Annotated in this window: 12 protein-coding genes; 9 read left to right on the forward strand and 3 right to left on the reverse strand. The window is 56.3% G+C overall.

What is annotated here, in order from left to right:
* Positions 1-152: 152 nt before the first annotated feature.
* Positions 153-3,368: an Rne/Rng family ribonuclease gene (locus E8K88_RS00400; RefSeq protein ID WP_136404664.1), complete on the reverse strand. Its 3,216-nt coding sequence runs from the start codon at positions 3,366-3,368 to the stop codon at positions 153-155.
* 851 nt (positions 3,369-4,219) lie between these two features.
* Here E8K88_RS00400 and E8K88_RS00405 point away from each other — a divergent pair.
* From E8K88_RS00405 to ompR, 7 genes are all read left to right on the forward strand, one after another.
* Entirely contained in the window at positions 4,220-5,212 is a 993-nt protein-coding gene (locus E8K88_RS00405) for an RluA family pseudouridine synthase (RefSeq protein ID WP_240754235.1), read from the forward strand.
* Positions 5,213-5,416: 204 nt separating this feature from the next.
* Positions 5,417-5,734: a Grx4 family monothiol glutaredoxin gene (gene grxD, locus E8K88_RS00410; RefSeq protein ID WP_136404666.1), complete on the forward strand. Its 318-nt coding sequence runs from the start codon at positions 5,417-5,419 to the stop codon at positions 5,732-5,734.
* Between the two features lie 309 nt (positions 5,735-6,043).
* Positions 6,044-6,445, forward strand: a complete 402-nt coding sequence (locus E8K88_RS00415; RefSeq protein ID WP_136404667.1) for a group II truncated hemoglobin — start codon at positions 6,044-6,046, stop codon at positions 6,443-6,445.
* Between the two features lie 286 nt (positions 6,446-6,731).
* On the forward strand, positions 6,732-8,522 hold the full coding sequence (locus tag E8K88_RS00420; RefSeq protein WP_136404668.1) for a methyl-accepting chemotaxis protein: 1,791 nt from the start codon (positions 6,732-6,734) through the stop codon (positions 8,520-8,522).
* A gap of 286 nt (positions 8,523-8,808) precedes the next feature.
* Positions 8,809-10,038 carry an MFS transporter gene (locus E8K88_RS00425; RefSeq protein ID WP_136404669.1) on the forward strand — a complete coding sequence of 410 codons (1,230 nt, stop codon included), beginning with the start codon at positions 8,809-8,811 and terminating at the stop codon, positions 10,036-10,038.
* Positions 10,039-10,156: 118 nt separating this feature from the next.
* On the forward strand, positions 10,157-11,851 hold the full coding sequence (locus E8K88_RS00430; protein ID WP_136404670.1) for a (2,3-dihydroxybenzoyl)adenylate synthase: 1,695 nt from the start codon (positions 10,157-10,159) through the stop codon (positions 11,849-11,851).
* 395 nt (positions 11,852-12,246) lie between these two features.
* Entirely contained in the window at positions 12,247-13,017 is a 771-nt protein-coding gene (gene ompR, locus E8K88_RS00435; RefSeq protein ID WP_136404671.1) for an osmolarity response regulator transcription factor OmpR, read from the forward strand.
* Between the two features lie 119 nt (positions 13,018-13,136).
* On the opposite strand, the gene E8K88_RS00440 is transcribed toward ompR, so the two are convergent.
* Positions 13,137-14,615, reverse strand: coding sequence for a sensor histidine kinase (locus E8K88_RS00440; RefSeq protein ID WP_136404672.1), 1,479 nt, complete (start codon positions 14,613-14,615; stop codon positions 13,137-13,139).
* Positions 14,616-15,327: 712 nt separating this feature from the next.
* Between E8K88_RS00440 and E8K88_RS00445 the strand changes: the two genes are divergently transcribed.
* Complete coding sequence (locus E8K88_RS00445) at positions 15,328-17,787, forward strand: EAL domain-containing protein (RefSeq protein ID WP_240754236.1); 2,460 nt, start codon at positions 15,328-15,330, stop codon at positions 17,785-17,787.
* A gap of 195 nt (positions 17,788-17,982) precedes the next feature.
* Entirely contained in the window at positions 17,983-18,192 is a 210-nt protein-coding gene (locus E8K88_RS00450; protein ID WP_136404674.1) for a hypothetical protein, read from the forward strand.
* Between the two features lie 115 nt (positions 18,193-18,307).
* On the opposite strand, the gene E8K88_RS00455 is transcribed toward E8K88_RS00450, so the two are convergent.
* On the reverse strand, positions 18,308-18,826 hold the full coding sequence (locus tag E8K88_RS00455; RefSeq protein ID WP_136404675.1) for a DUF1178 family protein: 519 nt from the start codon (positions 18,824-18,826) through the stop codon (positions 18,308-18,310).

Raw genomic sequence — 18,826 nt, forward strand, 5'->3', positions numbered from 1 at the left:
GCGTGTCTCACGCACTGCGATGCTAGTCCAGCAAGACCGGCTGTACCCTGAGTTGGTGAGCAGCAAGGCGGCTTGCCAGGTTCAACATCCATCGCTGGGTATGACCTAGCGCGCAGCATGGCTGCCTCTAAGTCAGACCCGGCTTCAGCGCATCACTGGTCAAATGGGAAATGCTGGCTGCGCAAATCCTTGCGGGTCTCAACCAACTTCAGCGGCTTGTCATCGAGCACCACAGCGGCAGGACGCTGACGCGGCACGTGTACGGCTTTTGGTGCAGCCGCAATGGCCGCTTGTACTTGCGCCACTTTGTCGGCATCCGAATGCACCCACTGCAAGCCTGCAGAAGACGCCACTGAGGACAGCCCTGCCACATCCAACACAAACGCTGCTGGTGTTGCTGATGCCACTGGGGCATCGGCCTGCACGCTTTCAGAGGGCACAGGCGCTTGCGGCGCGCTGGCCTGCACCACTGCAGCTGGCTCGGCCACTGGCGTGCTTGCTGCAGCAACTTGCTCAATAGCCTGTGCAGCTGGTGCTGCTGGTGCAACAGGAGCTTCCGCAGGCTGAACAATTGCCGCTTGCACCGCTGCTGCAGGCTGAACCTCAGCCACTGTTGGCTCAGCCGCTGGGGTTGGCTGTGTCCCCTGTGCTGCCGCACGCTCAAAGTAGCTGCGGCGGCGTGGTGCGTCCTCTGCGGCGACCGCGGTTTGCTCGGACGCAATGCCTGCGCCTGGGCTGTGAGCCTCATCTTGCGCGGCCTGAACTTCTGGCTGACTCAGGTCACCCGTCAGTGCGCCATTGGACTCTTCCGCCTCCCGGTCCTGACGGCGGCGATCACGGCCATAGCGATCACGCGAGCGGCGCTCACGGCGCTCTTCACGCTCACCGGCTTGGGGGCTTGCTGGCGCATCCACTCCAGCGTCACCATCGGCTTGCAGTTTTGCCTCTTGGGCCACGCCCAACGCAGCAGCATCTTGCAGCCCAACCTCTTCCACGCCACGCTCGTCACGCCCATTGCGCTGGCCTTCACGGCCTTCGCCTGGGTTGCGGCGGTTGCGGTTGCGGCCAGTACGCTGGCCTTCACGCTCAGATGCGCTCACATTGCCAGTGCTGTCCTGCGTCTGCGCTTCCTGGCCAGGTTGGCCAGGCACTTGGCCGTCCTGCTCCACACTGATTTGTGGACGTGGTCGGCGTTCCGAGCGCTCTTGGCGCTCTACGCGTTCTGCCTCGCCACGTTCTGGACGGTCAGCGTCGCGGCGCTCATTGCGGTTATTGCGGCCCTGGCGTGGCTCATTGCGATCCGAGCGCTCTGCACGGTCTTGACGTGACTCGCCACGTGCTTCTGAACGCTCCAGACGCTCGGCGCGCTCGGGCTTGCCATTGCTGCGCTCATTGCGCTCTTGCAGGTTGCTGCGTTCACCACGCTCCTGGCGCTCGCCACGGGCGGCACGCTCTTGGCGCTCGCCACGGCCTGCTTCACCTTGCTCAGCACGACCTACAGATCGGCCGGCATTGCCGCCGCTGCCATTGCGGCTTCGACCTCGTGCATCTTGACGTCGTTCTTGGCCACTGGCGCCATTGCGCTTGCGGTCTGCGCTCGCATCGGATTTACTGCCTTCCTTGGCTGCGCTCTCTTGCGCGTTGGCCACGGGCTTGGAGCCAGCCGAGCCACCAAACAGGCGGTTCCAAATACGGTCCAACCATCCCCATGCTGAGGATTTGGCAGCTGGCGCTACCGCTTCAACCGGCTTGGCCACTACCGGAGGCGGCGCGTCATGCACTACGCCTTTGATACGCGGTGTCTGGCGGTTGGTCGGCTCCTTGGAGCGGCGTGAGTTGGCCAGCGGATCTTCGATCTCTTCAGCCAGTGTGTAGCTGGCTTCTGGATCGTCAAGGCGGTTGTCGTCACTCTTGAGGCGCTCCATCCGGTAGTTAGGCGTCTCCAATGCCTTGTTGGCAACAATCTGCACGTTGACACGCTGCTGGATCTCAATCTTGGTGACTTCTGCACGTTTTTCATTGAGCAAAAAGCTGGCAACTTCGACTGGCACCTGGCAGTTCACTGCCGCTGTGCCGTCTTTCATCGACTCTTCTTGGATCACACGCAGGATTTGCAATGCCGAGCTTTCGATATCGCGCACATGGCCTGTGCCGCCGCAGCGTGGGCATGGGATCGAGGCGCCTTCTGACAGTGCAGGCTTGAGACGCTGGCGGCTCATCTCCAGCAAGCCGAACTTGCTGATGGAGCCAAATTGCACGCGGGCGCGGTCCTGGCGCAGCGCATCGCGCAGGCGGTTCTCGACTTCACGGCGGTTTTTCGCCTCTTCCATATCAATGAAGTCAATCACCACCAGACCACCCAGGTCGCGCAGGCGCAACTGGCGCGCCACTTCATCTGCGGCTTCGAGGTTGGTACGGGTGGCCGTCTCTTCAATATCGCCGCCCTTGATCGCACGGGCTGAGTTGACGTCAACGGCCACCAAGGCCTCGGTCTGGTCGATCACAATTGCGCCGCCCGATGGCAGTTGCACGGTACGGGCATAGGCCGACTCAATCTGGTGCTCAATTTGGAAGCGCGAGAACAATGCCGCTGGATCGCGGTAGCGTTTCACACGTGATGCATTTTCTGGCATCACATAAGCCATGAATTGCGCGGCCTGGTCGTAGATCGCATCGGTGTCGATCAGGATCTCGCCAATATCGCTGTTGAAGTAGTCACGAATGGCGCGAATCACCAGATTCGACTCGTGGTAGATCAAGAATGCGCCCTTGCTTTGTGCAGCCTCATCAACCGCTGCCCAGAGTTTGAGCAAGTAGTTCAAGTCCCACTGCAATTCTTCGGCCGTGCGGCCAATGCCTGCAGTGCGGGCAATGATCGACATCCCTTTGGGATATTCGAGCTTGTCCATCGCTTCCTTGAGCTCGCTGCGGTCATTGCCTTCAATGCGGCGCGACACCCCGCCGCCGCGTGGGTTGTTGGGCATCAACACCACATAGCGGCCAGCCAGACTGATAAAAGTCGTCAGTGCCGCACCTTTGTTGCCACGCTCTTCTTTCTCAACCTGAACCAGCAATTCCTGGCCTTCATGGATGGCCTCGTTGATCTTGGCCTGGCTGATCGAAATGCCCTCAGCAAAATACTGACGGGAGATTTCCTTGAAGGGCAAAAAGCCGTGGCGCTCTTCGCCGTAATCAACAAAGCAGGCCTCAAGGCTGGGCTCAATGCGCGTGACAATGGCTTTGTAAATATTGCCTTTGCGCTGCTCACGGCCTTCAATTTCGATTTCATAGTCGAGCAGTTTTTGCCCGTCCACAATCGCCAAACGGCGCTCTTCTGGCTGAGTGGCGTTAATCAACATCCGCTTCATGGATGTGTTCCTTCATACGATGCGTCCGGCATATGCTATACGGGCCTCCAAGCCCGATCCACACACCAAATCTAGTGTTCAAAAGTCGACAGATTTTTTGAATCTGTCACTGGTGCCACTGATGACACTGAACATCCGCCGATCAAGGAATTACAGATAGCAATCCACCATGCGCACTCCGTTTACAGTGCCAATCTTAAGTAGGGTGGGATTACCAAAATAGAAGCAAAAGCAGGGCTTGAGCCATGCACCACAGGCTTTCTCCTGGGAGCCAATGGCGACTGCTGAATCTCAGGCAGATGGGCGCGTCGATCCACCACCCCACATGGGCGTGTCAACCGTTGCCCAGGCGCAAGCACAGACAGCAGCAGGATCAAGGACAAAAAAACCATCAGCATGAGTTTGCTCAACATAGACAAAAAGCGGCACTAAGCCGGGCACCACGGTGACTGCCGCTTAAGCAGTGGATACGCACCCAAACTGCCTGCTGCTTTTTGCAAAATTCCAATCAACAATGTGTTCAATGCCATCGATTGCCCCTGCTTGGCCCAAGTTGTTATAGGCTTATGGCCTGTGGGCAGGTTCAATGTGGCTCAAATGCTCTGTATCGGGTCGCGCAGTCGCTCTTCAAATCAATCTCGAAGCCGACCTTGCTATGGACAAAGCCAGCTTAAAAGGCCGCGAAATGCTAAAACTTGCCTCTTCGCAGCGTTTTGCGTGACGACAATTGAATCAATGCACTACACTCGCAGCGCTTTTCAAGAAGACTATCATCTACCTTTCATACAGGCAGTCTGATTATAGAGGCCAAAACAGCCATTGCGCACATGGCCCCTCACTCATTTCACAAAATGGCAGCCCCCACTCCGTCTCCACAAACTCCACAAGTCCAATTTCTGACCGTAGAAGAAGAATGGGATGGGCAGCGCCTGGACAACTTTTTGTTCCGCACGGTCAAAGGGGTGCCCAAAACACATATCTACCGAATTATCCGCAGCGGTGAGGTGCGCATTAACAAGGGCCGCGCGCAAGCAGATACGCGCCTAGCGACTGGGGACATGATTCGCGTGCCGCCGGTGCGGCTGGCCAGCATCTCTACTGAACAAGCCAAAGCGCCTGCTGCGCCAGCCAAAAGCTTTCCCATCCTGTATGAAGATGACTGGCTACTGGCGATTGACAAACCCGCCGGCGTGGCTGTGCATGGCGGCAGTGGTGTGAGCTTTGGCGTGATTGAGCAATTGCGCGCAGCCAGACCCGAGGCCCGCTTTCTTGAATTGGTGCACCGCTTGGACCGCGAAACCTCTGGCATCTTGCTGATTGCAAAAAAACGCAGTGCCTTGGTGCATTTGCAAGACCAGTTCCGCGAGCGCAGCACCGGCAAAACCTATTTGGCGCTTGTCAAAGGGCATTGGCCACTGAATAAGAAAGTGGTTGATACGCCGCTGCGCAAATACCTGCTGCCCGACGGCGAGCGCCGCGTGCGCACAACAACCAAGGACGATGCAGAAAGCATGCGCTCCTTATCGCTGGTGCGGGTGCGCACGCACTATGAACCGATCGCACAGCAGGGCTTGCCAGCGACCAGTCTGCTGGAAGTCACGATCAAGACCGGTCGCACCCACCAAATCCGGGTGCACACCGCCAGCAGCGGCCATCCGATTGCTGGCGATGACAAATACGGCGACTTTGACTGGAACAAGCGTTTGGCCAAACAAGGCCTGCCGCGCATGTTTTTGCACGCCTGGCGTCTGAAATTCAGCCATCCAAGCAGCAACGAGGCGATTGAATTGCGGTGCGAACCAGGTGCAGATTTGTTCAATCCTGCTGAGCGAACGCCTGAATAAGCTGCGCCACCTGGTTGTTTGCGTTGCGCACTATGCATTACGCGCAGAGAAATCAATATGCCAAACAATGGTTCAAGGTTATCGCACTGATTACGCTGCAACTGAGCAAAGAATTTGCCACAATTACGTCTTAAAACGCGTGTCACAGTCCCCACTGAGCACGCGTTGAGTCCATTTCCGATCTGGAACACACAGGAAAAACCCATGAGCGACGTTCAACAACGCATTGACCAATTAGTCAAAAACAACCCCATCGTGCTTTTCATGAAGGGCTCGGCCAGCTTCCCAATGTGTGGCTTCTCGGGCCGCGCAACCCAAATCCTCAAGGCCTCAGGCGTTGATCTGAAGACACTCACCACCGTCAACGTGCTCGATGACGCGGAAATTCGCCAAGGCATCAAAGATTACAGCCAATGGCCCACCATTCCTCAGCTGTATATCAACGGCGAGTTTGTTGGCGGCTCGGACATCATGATGGAAATGTACGAATCGGGCGAGCTGCAAAAGTTGCTGGCCGCTTAAACTTCTTCAATCACCAACTGACGCGGTTGTCACAGCAAGCTGCCAATATGGCGGCCCAGCTCAGAGCACGGTCTTGCTCGGCCATCGCGACGCCCTATTGGGTTTTGGTGCGCAAGGCCAGCCGATTTTGACAGCGATGGCCTGCTGGTGATGTAAACACCAGCCGACGGCACGCACTGCCTGGCCAGCGCCAGTGACCAGCAACACTCCAAGGCCTGCACGAATGTTGCTGTGGGGCCTTCCGCTGGCCAGACGCCCCCCCCACTTTAGCCACGCCAGATCAGGCCGTGCTGAACCAGTATTTTGAACATGCAGCAGATTGAACAGCCCAACCCTCAGGCCAGCCCGTTTGAATGGATTGGTGGCGAGCAACAAGTGCGCGCACTGGTCGACCGTTTTTACGACCTGATGGACTTGGAGCCCGCCTACCAAGCCTTGCGTGCGGTTCATGGTGATTCTTTGGATGAGGCGCGCAATAAACTGTTTTGGTTTTTGTGCGGTTGGCTTGGCGGCCCTGATTATTTCATCGAGCGTTTTGGCCATCCACGCCTGCGCATGCGCCACATGCCATTCGCCATAGGGATTCGTGAGCGCGATGAATGGGTCGCCTGCATGGACCAGGCGATGCAGGAGCTGGAGGTGCCTGAGGCTTTGCGCACAAGACTCAGCCACAGCTTCATGCAAACGGCCGACTGGATGCGTAACCGCTAAGAGCCTGTTCAAAATCTCCACGCAGACCACACAACAGCGAGAGTTGCAGCGCAAGCCTGCACCATCGCTGCTGCATCTGAGCAGCTGCTATTGCGTGAGCCGCAAAGCCGACCAGTCGTGCGGCCAAATGGTTTGAAAACAGCGTGGCAGCCGCTACACTTTAACAATCTATTCAAACATCACCGCATTGATTGCGTTCGATGTGCGCCTTCGACCGCCTTGGCCATTGTGCACGCACACTCCGCGTTCAGTCTTTACGACCTGCCGACCTAGAAAGCTCTGCCACATGTGGTTTGCCAATATCTCCATCCGCTCCAAGCTGTTGTGGGCCTTTTTCATACTGGTGGCTCTAGCCGGCGTTTTGGGCTTTGTGTCCTTGCGCCAGCTGATGCATGTGCACCTGACCAGTGAAGAGGTCAATCTGCGCTGGCTACCGGCGATTTCCGAGTCTGGCCAGCTCTCCACTGCACTGAACCGCGTGCGCCGCATTGAAAGCCGCCTCTCCACGGTGCGCAACATGGCAGAGCTGCAGCAATTCCAGTCCATCATCGACCAGCGTTTGGAGCAGCTCAAAGAGCATGAAGCGCGCTTTGAAAAAAGCGCCAGCGATGCCCAGTCCAGCGCACTGCTGCTTGACTACAACCGATCACTGTCGGCTTACAACACGGCCCGGGTCGAATTGTTAGGCTTGGCGCAACAAGCACTGGAGTATTTAGTAGAGCACCAAGTCCGCAACCAGGAATTGTTCCAAGGCATCAGGGACTACTACTCTGGCCCGTTGGAGCAAAGCTTCGCAGAAGTCGAGAACCAGATCAGCCGACTGCAAAAGTGGAGCAATGACAAGGCCGATGAGGCCAATCTGGTGGTTGCCAGCACCTACCGCGCAGCGATTGTGCAAATCTCCATCGTCTTGATCTTGACCATTGCAGCAGCACTGGTGTTGACGATTCTGATCACGCGTTTGATCACCGAGCCGGTGCGCCGTGCAGTCAACGCAATGCAAGCGGTCTCACAAGGCAACTTGACCGCCCCGATCAGCATCACCGGCAAAGACGAAATGGGCCAGATGCTGATGGCACTTGAATCAATGCGCCAAAAACTCCAGTCTGTGGTGTCTGGCGTGCGCAGCAATGCCGAAGGCGTGGCAGCGGCCAGCAGCCAGATCGCCCAAGGCAATAACGACCTGTCCATTCGCACCGAGCAACAAGCCAGTTCGCTCGAAGAGATTGCTGCGTCGATGGAGGAGCTAGGCTCGACCGTGCATCAAAATGCCGACCATGCGCACATGGCCAACCAAGTGGTGATCAATACGACCAAAACCGCCATCGATGGTGGCGAAGTCATGCAGCAAGCGGTGCAGACCATGCAGACCATCCTCGACGGTGGGCGCGAGATCGAAGAGATCATTGCAGTCATCGACAATATCGCCTTCCAAACCAATATTCTGGCGCTCAATGCCGCCGTTGAAGCCGCGCGCGCCGGTGAACAAGGCCGCGGCTTTGCCGTCGTCGCCAATGAAGTGCGTAGCCTGGCACAACGCAGCGCTGAATCCTCCAAAGAAGTCAAAGCCCTGGTCGCAGGCAATGCGGCACGCGTTAACCGAGGCGCCGATTTGATGGGGCAAGCAGGCAAGGCCATGGAAGAAATCGTCCAAAGCATTCGCCATGTCACCGACCTGGTCGGAGAGATCAGTGCCGCCAGCACCGAGCAAAGCGCCGGCGTCTCCCAGGTTGGTGAGGCGATTGTGCAAATGGACCAAGTCACCCAGCGCAATGCGGCCTTGGTCGAAGAAAGCGCTGCAGCAGCAGTCAGCCTCAGCCACCAGGCGCAGGAGCTGCTCAGCTCGGTTGAAGTCTTCAAACTGGCACACACAGAGACCGCCGCCATGCATCAGCGCAAGCCCATGGCCGAGCACCTTGCCGGAGGTTCCAAAGAGCCTGGCCGCAGTGGCTTGCAGCACACGTCCTACGCGCATACTGCCACAGCCCATCCGGCGCCCCCCGCCCCAAAGGCCGCCAATCACCAATCAAGCACCCCGCGCAACACCAAAGACGATGCGAATTGGGAAAGTTTTTAAAAACCTGTTCATCACCTCCACGCAGCCGCGCAAAGCCCCCAATGAGGCTGTGCGAGGCGTCTGATGCGGCTCGGACATGCTGTATGAGCACAACGGGCAACGCTGCAATGCGCTTTTGCGTGCCTTGCCTTGTGGACTTCAACGCGGCTGCGTCGAGATTTTGAACAGGCTTTAATAAGAACGTGTTGATTAATTAAAGAGTCTGACCGAGGTCAAAGCAGCACGCCAATAAAGAGAATGAAAGGCGTTATCATCTACGGTTTGCTTTGCGCACCTACGCTACGCCATGCCCACCAGCCCATTTCGCCTAATCCCTCTTCTTTTTACCACTTTAGTTGGCACCATGGCCATGATGGCTTATGTGGCCATCATCGGTCCTGTCGTGCGCCAGCTGGGTGTCTCTGAGGTCATCGCCGGCGTCTCAATGGCCGTTGGCGGCATTTTCTGGATGCTTATGGCCCGGCCCTGGGGCCGCATGAGCGACCGCAAAGGCCGCAAACGCGTCTTGCTGATCGGTCTAGGCGTATTTGCCATGGGTTATGTGGCTTTGGCAGTTTTTGTCGACATGGCATTGCATACCGCTCTCAACCATGTACTGCTGGCTGGGGTTCTAATTGCAGCGCGTGCCGTGATTGGTGCGTTTTATGCGGCTGTACCGCCTACTGCGGCCGCAGCGATTGCCGACCACACGACACCGCAGACGCGCCAGCAAGTCATGGCCAAACTTGGTTCCGCCAATGCATTAGGGATTGTGGCTGGCCCTGCAATCGTCAGCTACGTCAGTGCCTACGGCCTTGAATGGGGCTTTTATGCAACTGCGGCACTGCCGATCATGGGTTTTTTAGCCATTGCACTGTACTGGCCACACGGCACCGCGCCACGCGCAGTCCCAACACCAGCGCCAGGCACCTCAAGCAACCCTGCTCCTGCGACTGGCAAGCTCGCCTTGTTGGATGTGCGCTTGCGACTGGCGATGGCGACCGCCTTTGTGGCGATGATGAGCGTCTCCATTGCCCAAGTCTCGGTCGGCTTTTTTGCGATGGACCGCCTGGGCTTGGCCGCCGACCAAAGCGTGCGCGCAGCCGGCAATGCCTTGGCTTGCGTGGGCATTGCCGTAGTAGTGTCACAGCAATTTGTGATTCGTCTCAAAGGCATTGCCTTGCACCACTGGATGATCGTCGGTGCGTTGATTTCGATGCTGGGTTTTGGCAGCGTGATGTTTGTCCACCAAACCTGGTCCTTGCTGCTGGCCTATGGAGTCAGTGCGTTCGGCATGGGATTTATTTTTCCATCATTCCAGGCAATGGCCGCCAACGCAGTACATGCAACAGAACAAGGTGCGGCTGCTGGCAACGTCTCGGCCGCGCAAGGTTTGGGCATGGTACTGGGCCCCTTGATTGGCACCGCGCTCTACACCTTGTCGCCCATTGCGCCTTATGCATGGATCGCACTGTCTTTAATCGCACTGACGTTGGTCCTGCTGTACCGTGCTAAGCTGGGCCGCATAGCCAAATAAAGTCGCCTCAGTGCATGCCAGCCGCAGGCTGAGTCCGCTTATAGCGCAGCGCTGCATGGTGCACTGCGCAGCGGCTCATTGCATGCGCCCCCCCTGCCATCACCATTGATTGAACTCTATGCCACAGTCCTCAACCTCCACTAGCCGACACCAATACCCTCTCAAACAAGAGTGGCCTGCTGAGCTGGTTCAAAAATACCGCGAAGCCGGTTACTGGCGCGGCGAAACCATGACTGGCTTTTTGCGCCACAATGCCAGCGAGTTTGCCGAACGCATTGCGATTGCCGGCTTCAGTGGCGACCAATGGCAGCGCTGGACATATGCGCAATTGTGGAACAAGGTGGAGACCGCAGCCGCCGGCTTCCTGGCTCTTGGCTTGCAACCTGGCGACCGTGTGGTCGTGCAAATTGGCAATATGCCAGAGTTTTACAGCACCGTGTTTGGCCTCTTTCGCGCGGGTCTGATTCCGGTGTATGCACTGCCTGCGCACCGCCACACTGAAATCGTGCATTTCGCACGCAAAGCCGAGGCTTCGGCCTACGTGACGATGCAGCAGTATGAGCAGTTTGACTACCGCGCATTGGCACGCGAAGTCCAGGCCCAGTGCCCTGCACTGGAGCATGTGGTCATCATCGGCGAAGCCCAAGAGTTCCATGCATTCCATGGCTTTAAAGCCCAGCCTGGGTTGCTGCCCACACAAGACGCCGACCCGCAAGCCGTGGCCTTCTTGCAAATTTCGGGTGGCAGCACTGGCCTGTCGAAATTGATTCCGCGCACGCACGACGACTACATCTACAGCTTTAGAGCCAGCAACGAGATTTGCAACATCACCGAACGCAGCGTCTATATGGTGGCCTTGCCCGCCGCACACAACTTCCCAATGAGCTCACCGGGCGCATTTGGCGCCTTGTATGCGGGCGCGGCCGTAGTCCTCAGCCCCAACCCTTCGCCAGAAGCCGCTTTTCCACTGATCGCACAGGAGCAGGTCACGGCCGTGGGCCTGGTTCCTCCATTGGCACTGCTGTGGGCACAAGCAGCGCAAAGCAGCGCATATGCGTTGACCAGCTTGCAGGTTGTACAAGTCGGTGGCGCCAAGCTAACGCCAGAGGCGGCTCGCCGCGTCATCGGCGGTTTGCAATGCCAATTGCAACAAGTCTTTGGCATGGCAGAAGGCCTGGTGAACTACACCCGCCTCAACGACTCGGAAGAGACGATCATTGGCACGCAAGGGCGCCCCATCAGCCCAGGCGATGAGATCCTGGTCGTTGATGACCACGGCCACCCACTGGATTCTGGCAAGACAGGCTATTTGCTCACACGCGGCCCGTACACATTGCGCGCCTACCACAACGACGATGCGGCCAACGCCCGCAGCTTCACCGAAGACGGCTTCTACCGCACTGGCGACGTGGTGCTGCGCACGGCCGAAGGCTATCTGATCGTGCAAGGCCGTGCCACCGACCATATCAACCGTGCAGGCGAGAAAATCTCGGCGGAAGAAATTGAAGACCATTTGCTCGCCCACCCGCAAGTGTTTGATGCCACTGTCGTTTCCGTTCCTGACGAATTTTTAGGTGAGCGCAGCTGTGCCTTCATCATTGCCAAAGCAGGCGAACAACCGCGTGCAATTGAACTCAAACAATGGTTTAAGACGCGTGGCGTAGCAGCCTTCAAAATTCCAGACCAGATCGTTTTTGTTGACTCATTTGGCACCACGGCAGTGGGCAAGACCAGCCGCAAGGAGCTGCGTGCAACACTGCGCCAAAACCTGCTTGACGCAGAAAAAAATGCCAAAGATTCGCATCGCCAATAAGCGCAATGCTGCTTGCAAAAAGCGCGACTCGTAAAGCGGATGCGACCAGCCGCATGCTGCACCTGGTCGTGGCCGTCGCCCATCATCACAGTGCCAATGGTTCAATCTGCGCAGTGTCAACGGGAAAGTGTGCAGATAACCATCTGGTATATGCGGTTTAATGCAACACTTTTGAGTAGAAAGCGCAGCGTGCCACGATGCGCAATCTGCCCACCGCCTCAGCGTCTAATTGGCGGCACCAGCAGGCCAGCAGCGGCTTTGCCGGCAGTGTTTTCTCTCTTGCCAATTTCGCATCAGAGTTCTAGAATTTGTAACAGTTATAAAAATCAAAGGCTTATAAAGATTTTTTTTGATTTTTTGGTCACAATACCCTTGTTACAAATTCACTTCCGACTATGAATACTGAAGAAAACGTTCTGATTGAAGATGGGCAAGAGCCCTCCAGTGCGGGCCGCGCAGACAAAATCCTGATTGTGGATGACGATGCTCGCATTCGTGATCTGCTGCGCCGCTACCTGTCTCAAGAAGGCTTTGAGGTCATGGTCGCTGAAGACGGCAAGGCGCTCAACCGCATCATGCTGCGTGATACGTTTGATCTGATTGTGCTGGACCTGATGCTACCTGGCGAAGATGGCTTGTCGATTTGCCGCCGCCTGCGTGGCAATAACGACCGCATCCCGATCATCATGCTCACAGCGAAAAGCGAAGAAGTCGATCGCATCGTGGGCCTGGAAGTCGGTGCTGATGACTATTTGGGCAAACCTTTTAACCCGCGCGAATTGCTGGCGCGAATCCACGCCGTGCTGCGCCGCAGACCTGCACTGGAAGCCCCCGGCGCCCCAGCTGGTGACAGCGCGATCGCACACTTTGGCTCCTTCACGTTCGACATGGGCGCGCGCTCATTGCATAAAAACGGCGAAGAGCTGCCTTTGACCACAGGTGAATTCGCGATGCTCAAAGCGCTGGTACGCCACCCACGCCAGCCACTCTCGCGTGAAAAGCTGGCTCTTTTGGCACGTGGCCGTGAGTTTGAGCCTTTTGATCGGAGCCTGGATGTGCAAGTTTCGCGGCTGCGCAAGCTGGTTGAAGAAGACGCGACTTCGCCACGCTATATTCAGACCGTCTGGGGTGTGGGCTATGTGTTCGTACCCGATGGCAACAATTAAGCGCTTCTACCGCTCTTGAAAACCAACTTCAAAAGGCTTTACAGCAACGCGCTGTAAAGCCCTTTTTTGCGCCTTCGTGCTGGATCGCCAGTGCTACTGGCGCGCCTCTACATGCCCATTTACAGCTGCGAAGGTCGAAACGTATTGCGCTTGATTTTTGGCCGTTGCAAACGCTGCTCTTCTTCCCATTGCTGATTGCTTGGGGCCTGGTCCAAGCGAATGTGCGCGACCAAGCCACCCGAAGGCGTATTGGTCAGCGCAAAACGCCCGCCCATGCGCTGGATCGTCTTGTCTACAATCGACAGGCCAAGGCCCGCGCCTGCACCTGCATCGGCTGTGCGCGCCGTATCACCACGGAAAAATGGTTTGAGCAAATTACCCAAGTCAGACTCGGCCACACCGGGGCCATGGTCCCTGATCTTAAGGAACACGTATTTCTCATTGGCAAATGTGGTGGCCAGAATGTCTACCTCTGTGGTGCTGGTTCCTGGGGTTTTACCATAGCGGCGTGCATTCTCTAGTAGATTGGTGATCACACGGGCCAACTCGACCTCGTCGGCAAACACATACAAGTCTTCTGGCACGTTGGCACGTACCTTCATTTCGCCAAACTCTTGGATCGAGAACACGCAGTTGGAGACCACCGCCTGCAAATTCACACTGGCGCGCACGCCTGAGATTGGGCGCGCATAATCCATGAACTTGTCAATAATGGCATCAAGCTGCACGATATCTGCGACCATGTGGTCACGGGCTACTTCGTCGTTGACGCTCATCTCGGTCTCAAGTCGCAACCTGGCCAATGGCGTTCGCAAGTCGTGCGAAATACCGGCCATCATCACGGCCCGATCCTGTTCAACCTTGGCCAATTGCTCGGCCATGCGGTTAAAACCAATATTAAGCTGGCGAATTTCACTGGTGGCCACCTCCTCATTGAGCTGGCTATTGCCAAAATCACCCTCGCGCAAACGGAAGGTCGCATTAGAGAGTTCCTGAATGGGTTTATTGAGCAAGCGTGTAATCACCGCTGCACCTAACAAAGACACGGCAATCGCAATGATCAACCACAGCAAAACGGTGCGCCCACCAACCGGCGTCAGCCGCGAGCCGTCCATCAGCAACCAGGTGTAGTCATCGCCCAAAAGAAAACTCACCCATAGGCCTTGAATGCCATTGACACTAGTGGCCACCAGGGTTTCAGGGCCGATCCGTTTGCGTAGTTCTTCAGTAATTTTTTGGCCCAAAGCGGTATCGGGCATCAACTCATAGGTATCAGTAGGCTCATGGGGCTGGATGCGCATGCCCTCCTGCTCAGACAGGGTTTTGAGCAATGAAATGCGCGCAATCGAATCCGAATGCGTCAGCCCCACCCGGCTCAGGTTGACCATGCTGGCAATTTGCTGGGCCGTATGCAGTGTGCGCGGCTCAAAATCCAAAGCACGGAAAGACTGTAACCAGGCCAAAATAGTGGCAATCAGCAGCAGCGCCAACAAAATAAACGTGCGCCAAAAGAGCGTCACACGAATGCGCTTTTGGCGTGAGCCAATGTGTTCTATATAAATCAACGACGGATCGTTGGGCGTTTCATAAGCATCCATAAATTGTCCTCAACCATCACCGTTTGCGTTAATCCGTCATTGCACCCTATGCAATTCAAGGCAATCACGCCTTAGAGCCTGTTCAAAGTCTCGGTGCAGTCGCGCAAGGCACAAAAAAGAGGCAGTGTAAAGCGCCTTTTGCAGCTCAGACATGAGTATGGGCACTACTGGCACGCCGCAATGCGCTTTGGTGTGCCTTGCCCTTAGGACTGGCGACTAAAAGGCCACTGTTTTGTTAAAAATCATCATCAGCCAAGTAGCCTGACTGGTTATTTACCGCGCATTGCAGCCTTTTGTACTTCAACGCGACTGCGTGGTGATCATGTGCAGACTCTAAGCTGCCGACCGGAGCCTTCTGGCCTTAAACCAGCAAAACCATGGGTTTAGAGATTGATTCTGGCAGACCATCGCATCGATTGATGGGAAAATACAAGAAAAGTGATCAAACAATCAAACAATGTGATACAAATAATACCAATTGAAATCTAGCAACAATTTGGGCATAGGTTCATTCAGAGAGTCGGTTGCGTTGTGCTGTGTGCATTCAGCAGTGGCTGCATGGATTTGGCGTTTCTGAACCACGCAATGTCTGTTGTATGGCAATACGCGCACAGCGCTAATTATTTGATATAGCTACCACTAGCATAGGAACGCTTCGCCAGAGATCAAAAGGTAAATAATGGATGCTCAGCGACACCACTTGAAGTCTCGCGTGCCAATAAGGCCCTCTGAGGCCGCCCCCACCAATCAAGAAGCACCATGGCGCGCCAAATGGGTGCCGTTGCTCGGCACGCTGCGTGCAAGCTGGCCTTTGATCACGATCATCGTGATTCAGGCACTGATTGCACTGTATTCCATTTATATTTTGTCAGCCGTGCGCACCTATGTTGGTGGTGAGAGCCTGTGGAGCAAAGGCCAGAAAGAGGCGATCTACCAACTCAGCCGTTATGCCCTGACAGGCGATAACAGTGCCTATGCGGCCTATGCCAAAGCCTTGAGCATTCCGCTGGGTAACAGGGATGCCAGGGTGGCCCTCATGCACGGCGATCCCGATCACGTCGCGGCCAGCATCGGTTTGGCCAAAGGCGGCAACCATTCCGATGACATTGGCAGCGCCATCAACTTGATGCTGTTTTTTGGTACATCAGCCCTGATGCGGGACACTGTCAAGTACTGGGAAATAGGTGACCAATATATTGCCCAAATCAAAGACTTGGGCGATGAAATCCACAGCCACTGGCAAAGCGGGATTGTCGATTCCGCGATCCAGGACCAATGGCTTACAAGCATCAACCAACTCAACACTGAGATCGCCCCTTTTGCGGCCAGCTTTACCACCTCCCTAGGCCACAGCTCACGCCTGGTCGTGCAGATTTTGATGTGGACAACCGCTTGCACCGCCGTGCTGATGGGGGTTTTGATCGTATGGCGCAATTACGTTTTGATCATGCAGCGCGAACGTGTACAGCGCGCGCTCAACAATGAACGCAAACAAGCAAAAGTCACACTGGCTGCGATTGGTGATGGCGTAGTCACCACCGATGCGGCAGAGCGGGTCTTGTACATGAACCATGCCGCCGAGCGCATTTTGGCGCTGCCTGAGGCGCAAGCGCAAGGCAGGCCCCTGCACGAGGTCTTGCGCTTTGAGAGCCGCCCAAACGGGGCTTGCACCGCGTACGAATCTGAGGCGGATACCGCGCATCAAGACCCAAGCCGCCAGATACGCCAAATCCAGCGCCATGATGGCCAAGTCATCTCGGTGCGCACTGTGACTACCAACCGCTCAGGTTTTGAGGGCGATGTTGACGGCAAAGTCGTGGTCTTGCATGACGCCACGCAAGAGCAAAGCTTTCTGGAGCAAGTGAGCTGGCACGCCAACCACGACTCCTTGACCTATCTGATGAACAGGCGCGCATTCGAGCGGCGCTTGCAACAAGTACTCAGCCAGCCCCGTCAAGTTGGCGCAGAAGGGGTTTTGCTCTACATCGATATTGACCAATTCAAGCTGGTCAATGACACCTGCGGCCACCAAGCAGGCGACTTTATTTTGCGCGAAATCTGCGCTATCTTACAAAGCAAAGTCAGCCGCGATCAAGCATTGGCGCGCTTGGGCGGGGACGAGTTTGGCATTTTGCTGCTCAACCACTCATTGCAAGCGGGCATGGCAATTGCCGAGCAATTGCGCTATGCAGTGCGCGAGACACGCTTTCGTTGGCAAGAGCGTGAGCTCAGCACCGGTCTGAGCATTGGCATGGTGCTGCTGAGCAACGAGTTTGACACTATGGAAGAGGTGATGCGCCTGGCCGACATGGCCTGCTACCAGGCCAAGGACGATGGCCGCAACCGTGTGTGCCTGTACGAGCCCCATAACGACGAGTTCTCTCGCTTGCACAATGAAATGGACTGGATTCGCAGGCTGCGCAATGCACTCGATACCCACCGGTTTGAGCTGCATGCACAGCCGCTGCTCGATTTGCAGAACGGGCCAAACACCTCAGCAGGCGTGCATATCGAGCTGCTGTTGCGGCTGCGCGATGAGCGCGGCAATCTGGTGCCGCCTGGCACCTTTATCCCTGCCGCAGAACTGTATGGTCTGATGCCTGAAATTGACCGTTGGGTGATTCGGCATGCGTTCAAGCACCTGCGCAATACCCCACGCATACAAGGCCAGCTGATAGGCCTATGCGCGATTAACCTCTCCGCAACCAGCATTGGTGATCCCGAGCTACTCGAATACATCCACGAACAATTCTCGGTCAGCCGCATCGATCCAGCACTTATTTGCTTTGAAGTCACAGAAACCAGTGCCATTACCAAACTGGCGCAAGCCCAAAGCCTGATCACCTCGCTGCGACAAATTGGCTGCCGCTTTGCGCTGGATGACTTTGGCGCGGGCATGTCTTCGTTTCGCTACCTCAAACACTTGCCAGTGGACATACTGAAGATCGATGGCAGCTTGATTGTGTCCATGCTTGAAGATCCCGCCAGCCTCGCCATGGTCGAAATGATCCACCATCTTGCCCATATGATGGAGATACAAACGGTAGCCGAATTTGCCGAAAACAGCGCCATCATTGATCAGCTGCGCACAATTGGGGTGAATTACGCGCAGGGCTATGGCGTCTCCCAGCCGTTGCCCTTCATGACCACCAAACCAGCACCAATCGGCTAAGGCACCGCCCCAAAGGCGATGCAGACGAGCCTAAAGCGTCGACAGGTGCGCTGCACCCGCGGCCCACAGCTGCGCGACGACGCACTCGCTGTTGCAGGTCAATTGGGGCAAGCTGGCGCATGCACGCAAACACAGTCATGGGAGCCTGGCTGTTTGAACAGGTTTAGAATATCAAAAAAACATCAACCTCGTACCATGATTGCTTCTCCACTGTCTCTGTATTCGACAACCAATCCTTTGCTGACTTTGATTATTTGGTTCGACAACAAGACGCGTTTATTCAAGGCCCAAAGCCCCGATTTGGCTGGCTGGGAATCACAGGCAGCCACTCCACACGCGCTGCATCAACAGCTGATTCAAGCCCTCGATTTACAACGCGCGCGTTTGCAGATAGCGTTTCGTTGAACGCATTCCCCCAAACCAATCACTGCGCCTGACCAGGCTATGCCATCGGGCCTGGCGCTAGGCGCATAACGCTGTCATCTGATGCGTATGGCCTCAGCCTGTTTTTGAGCGGGCATTACTGCAGCGGCTCTTTGGCTTGTGCTGCCATGGGCAACACAGGCACTCCCTCCTCCAGCAGCTCAACCACTTCGTCCATACTGGCCTGGCCGTGAATGAGGCGCTCAGGGGCCTGGCCTTCGTGGATTTTTCTCGCCTCATCGGCAAAATCGCTGCCCACATCTTCTGCTGTGGCCAATACCGCTCTGGAGTACGCCAGCCACTGTGCATGCAGGGCTGCCAGGGCTTGCTGCTGCTCAGGGCTTGGTGCAACCTGCGCACTACTGGCGACAGCTTGCGCTGGCTCAACAGCAGCGTGCTGCGGCGTATGCTCTGTAACAGCCCGGGGTCTGACCTCCGTTTGGCGGTTGCTTTTCATTGCGACATATGGCGCACTGAGGCTTTTCTCGACATGCAAGCTATCGCATACCGGGCAAGTCAGCATGCGCTTGGCGCGCTGCGTCTGGTAGTCATCTTCCGAGCTGAACCAGCCTTCAAACTGGTGGCCCCGCTCACACCGAAGATCCAAAACCTTCAT

Origin of the sequence: Lampropedia aestuarii (genome assembly GCF_004803635.1) — a bacterium.
GTDB lineage: Bacteria > Pseudomonadota > Gammaproteobacteria > Burkholderiales > Burkholderiaceae_C > Lampropedia > Lampropedia aestuarii.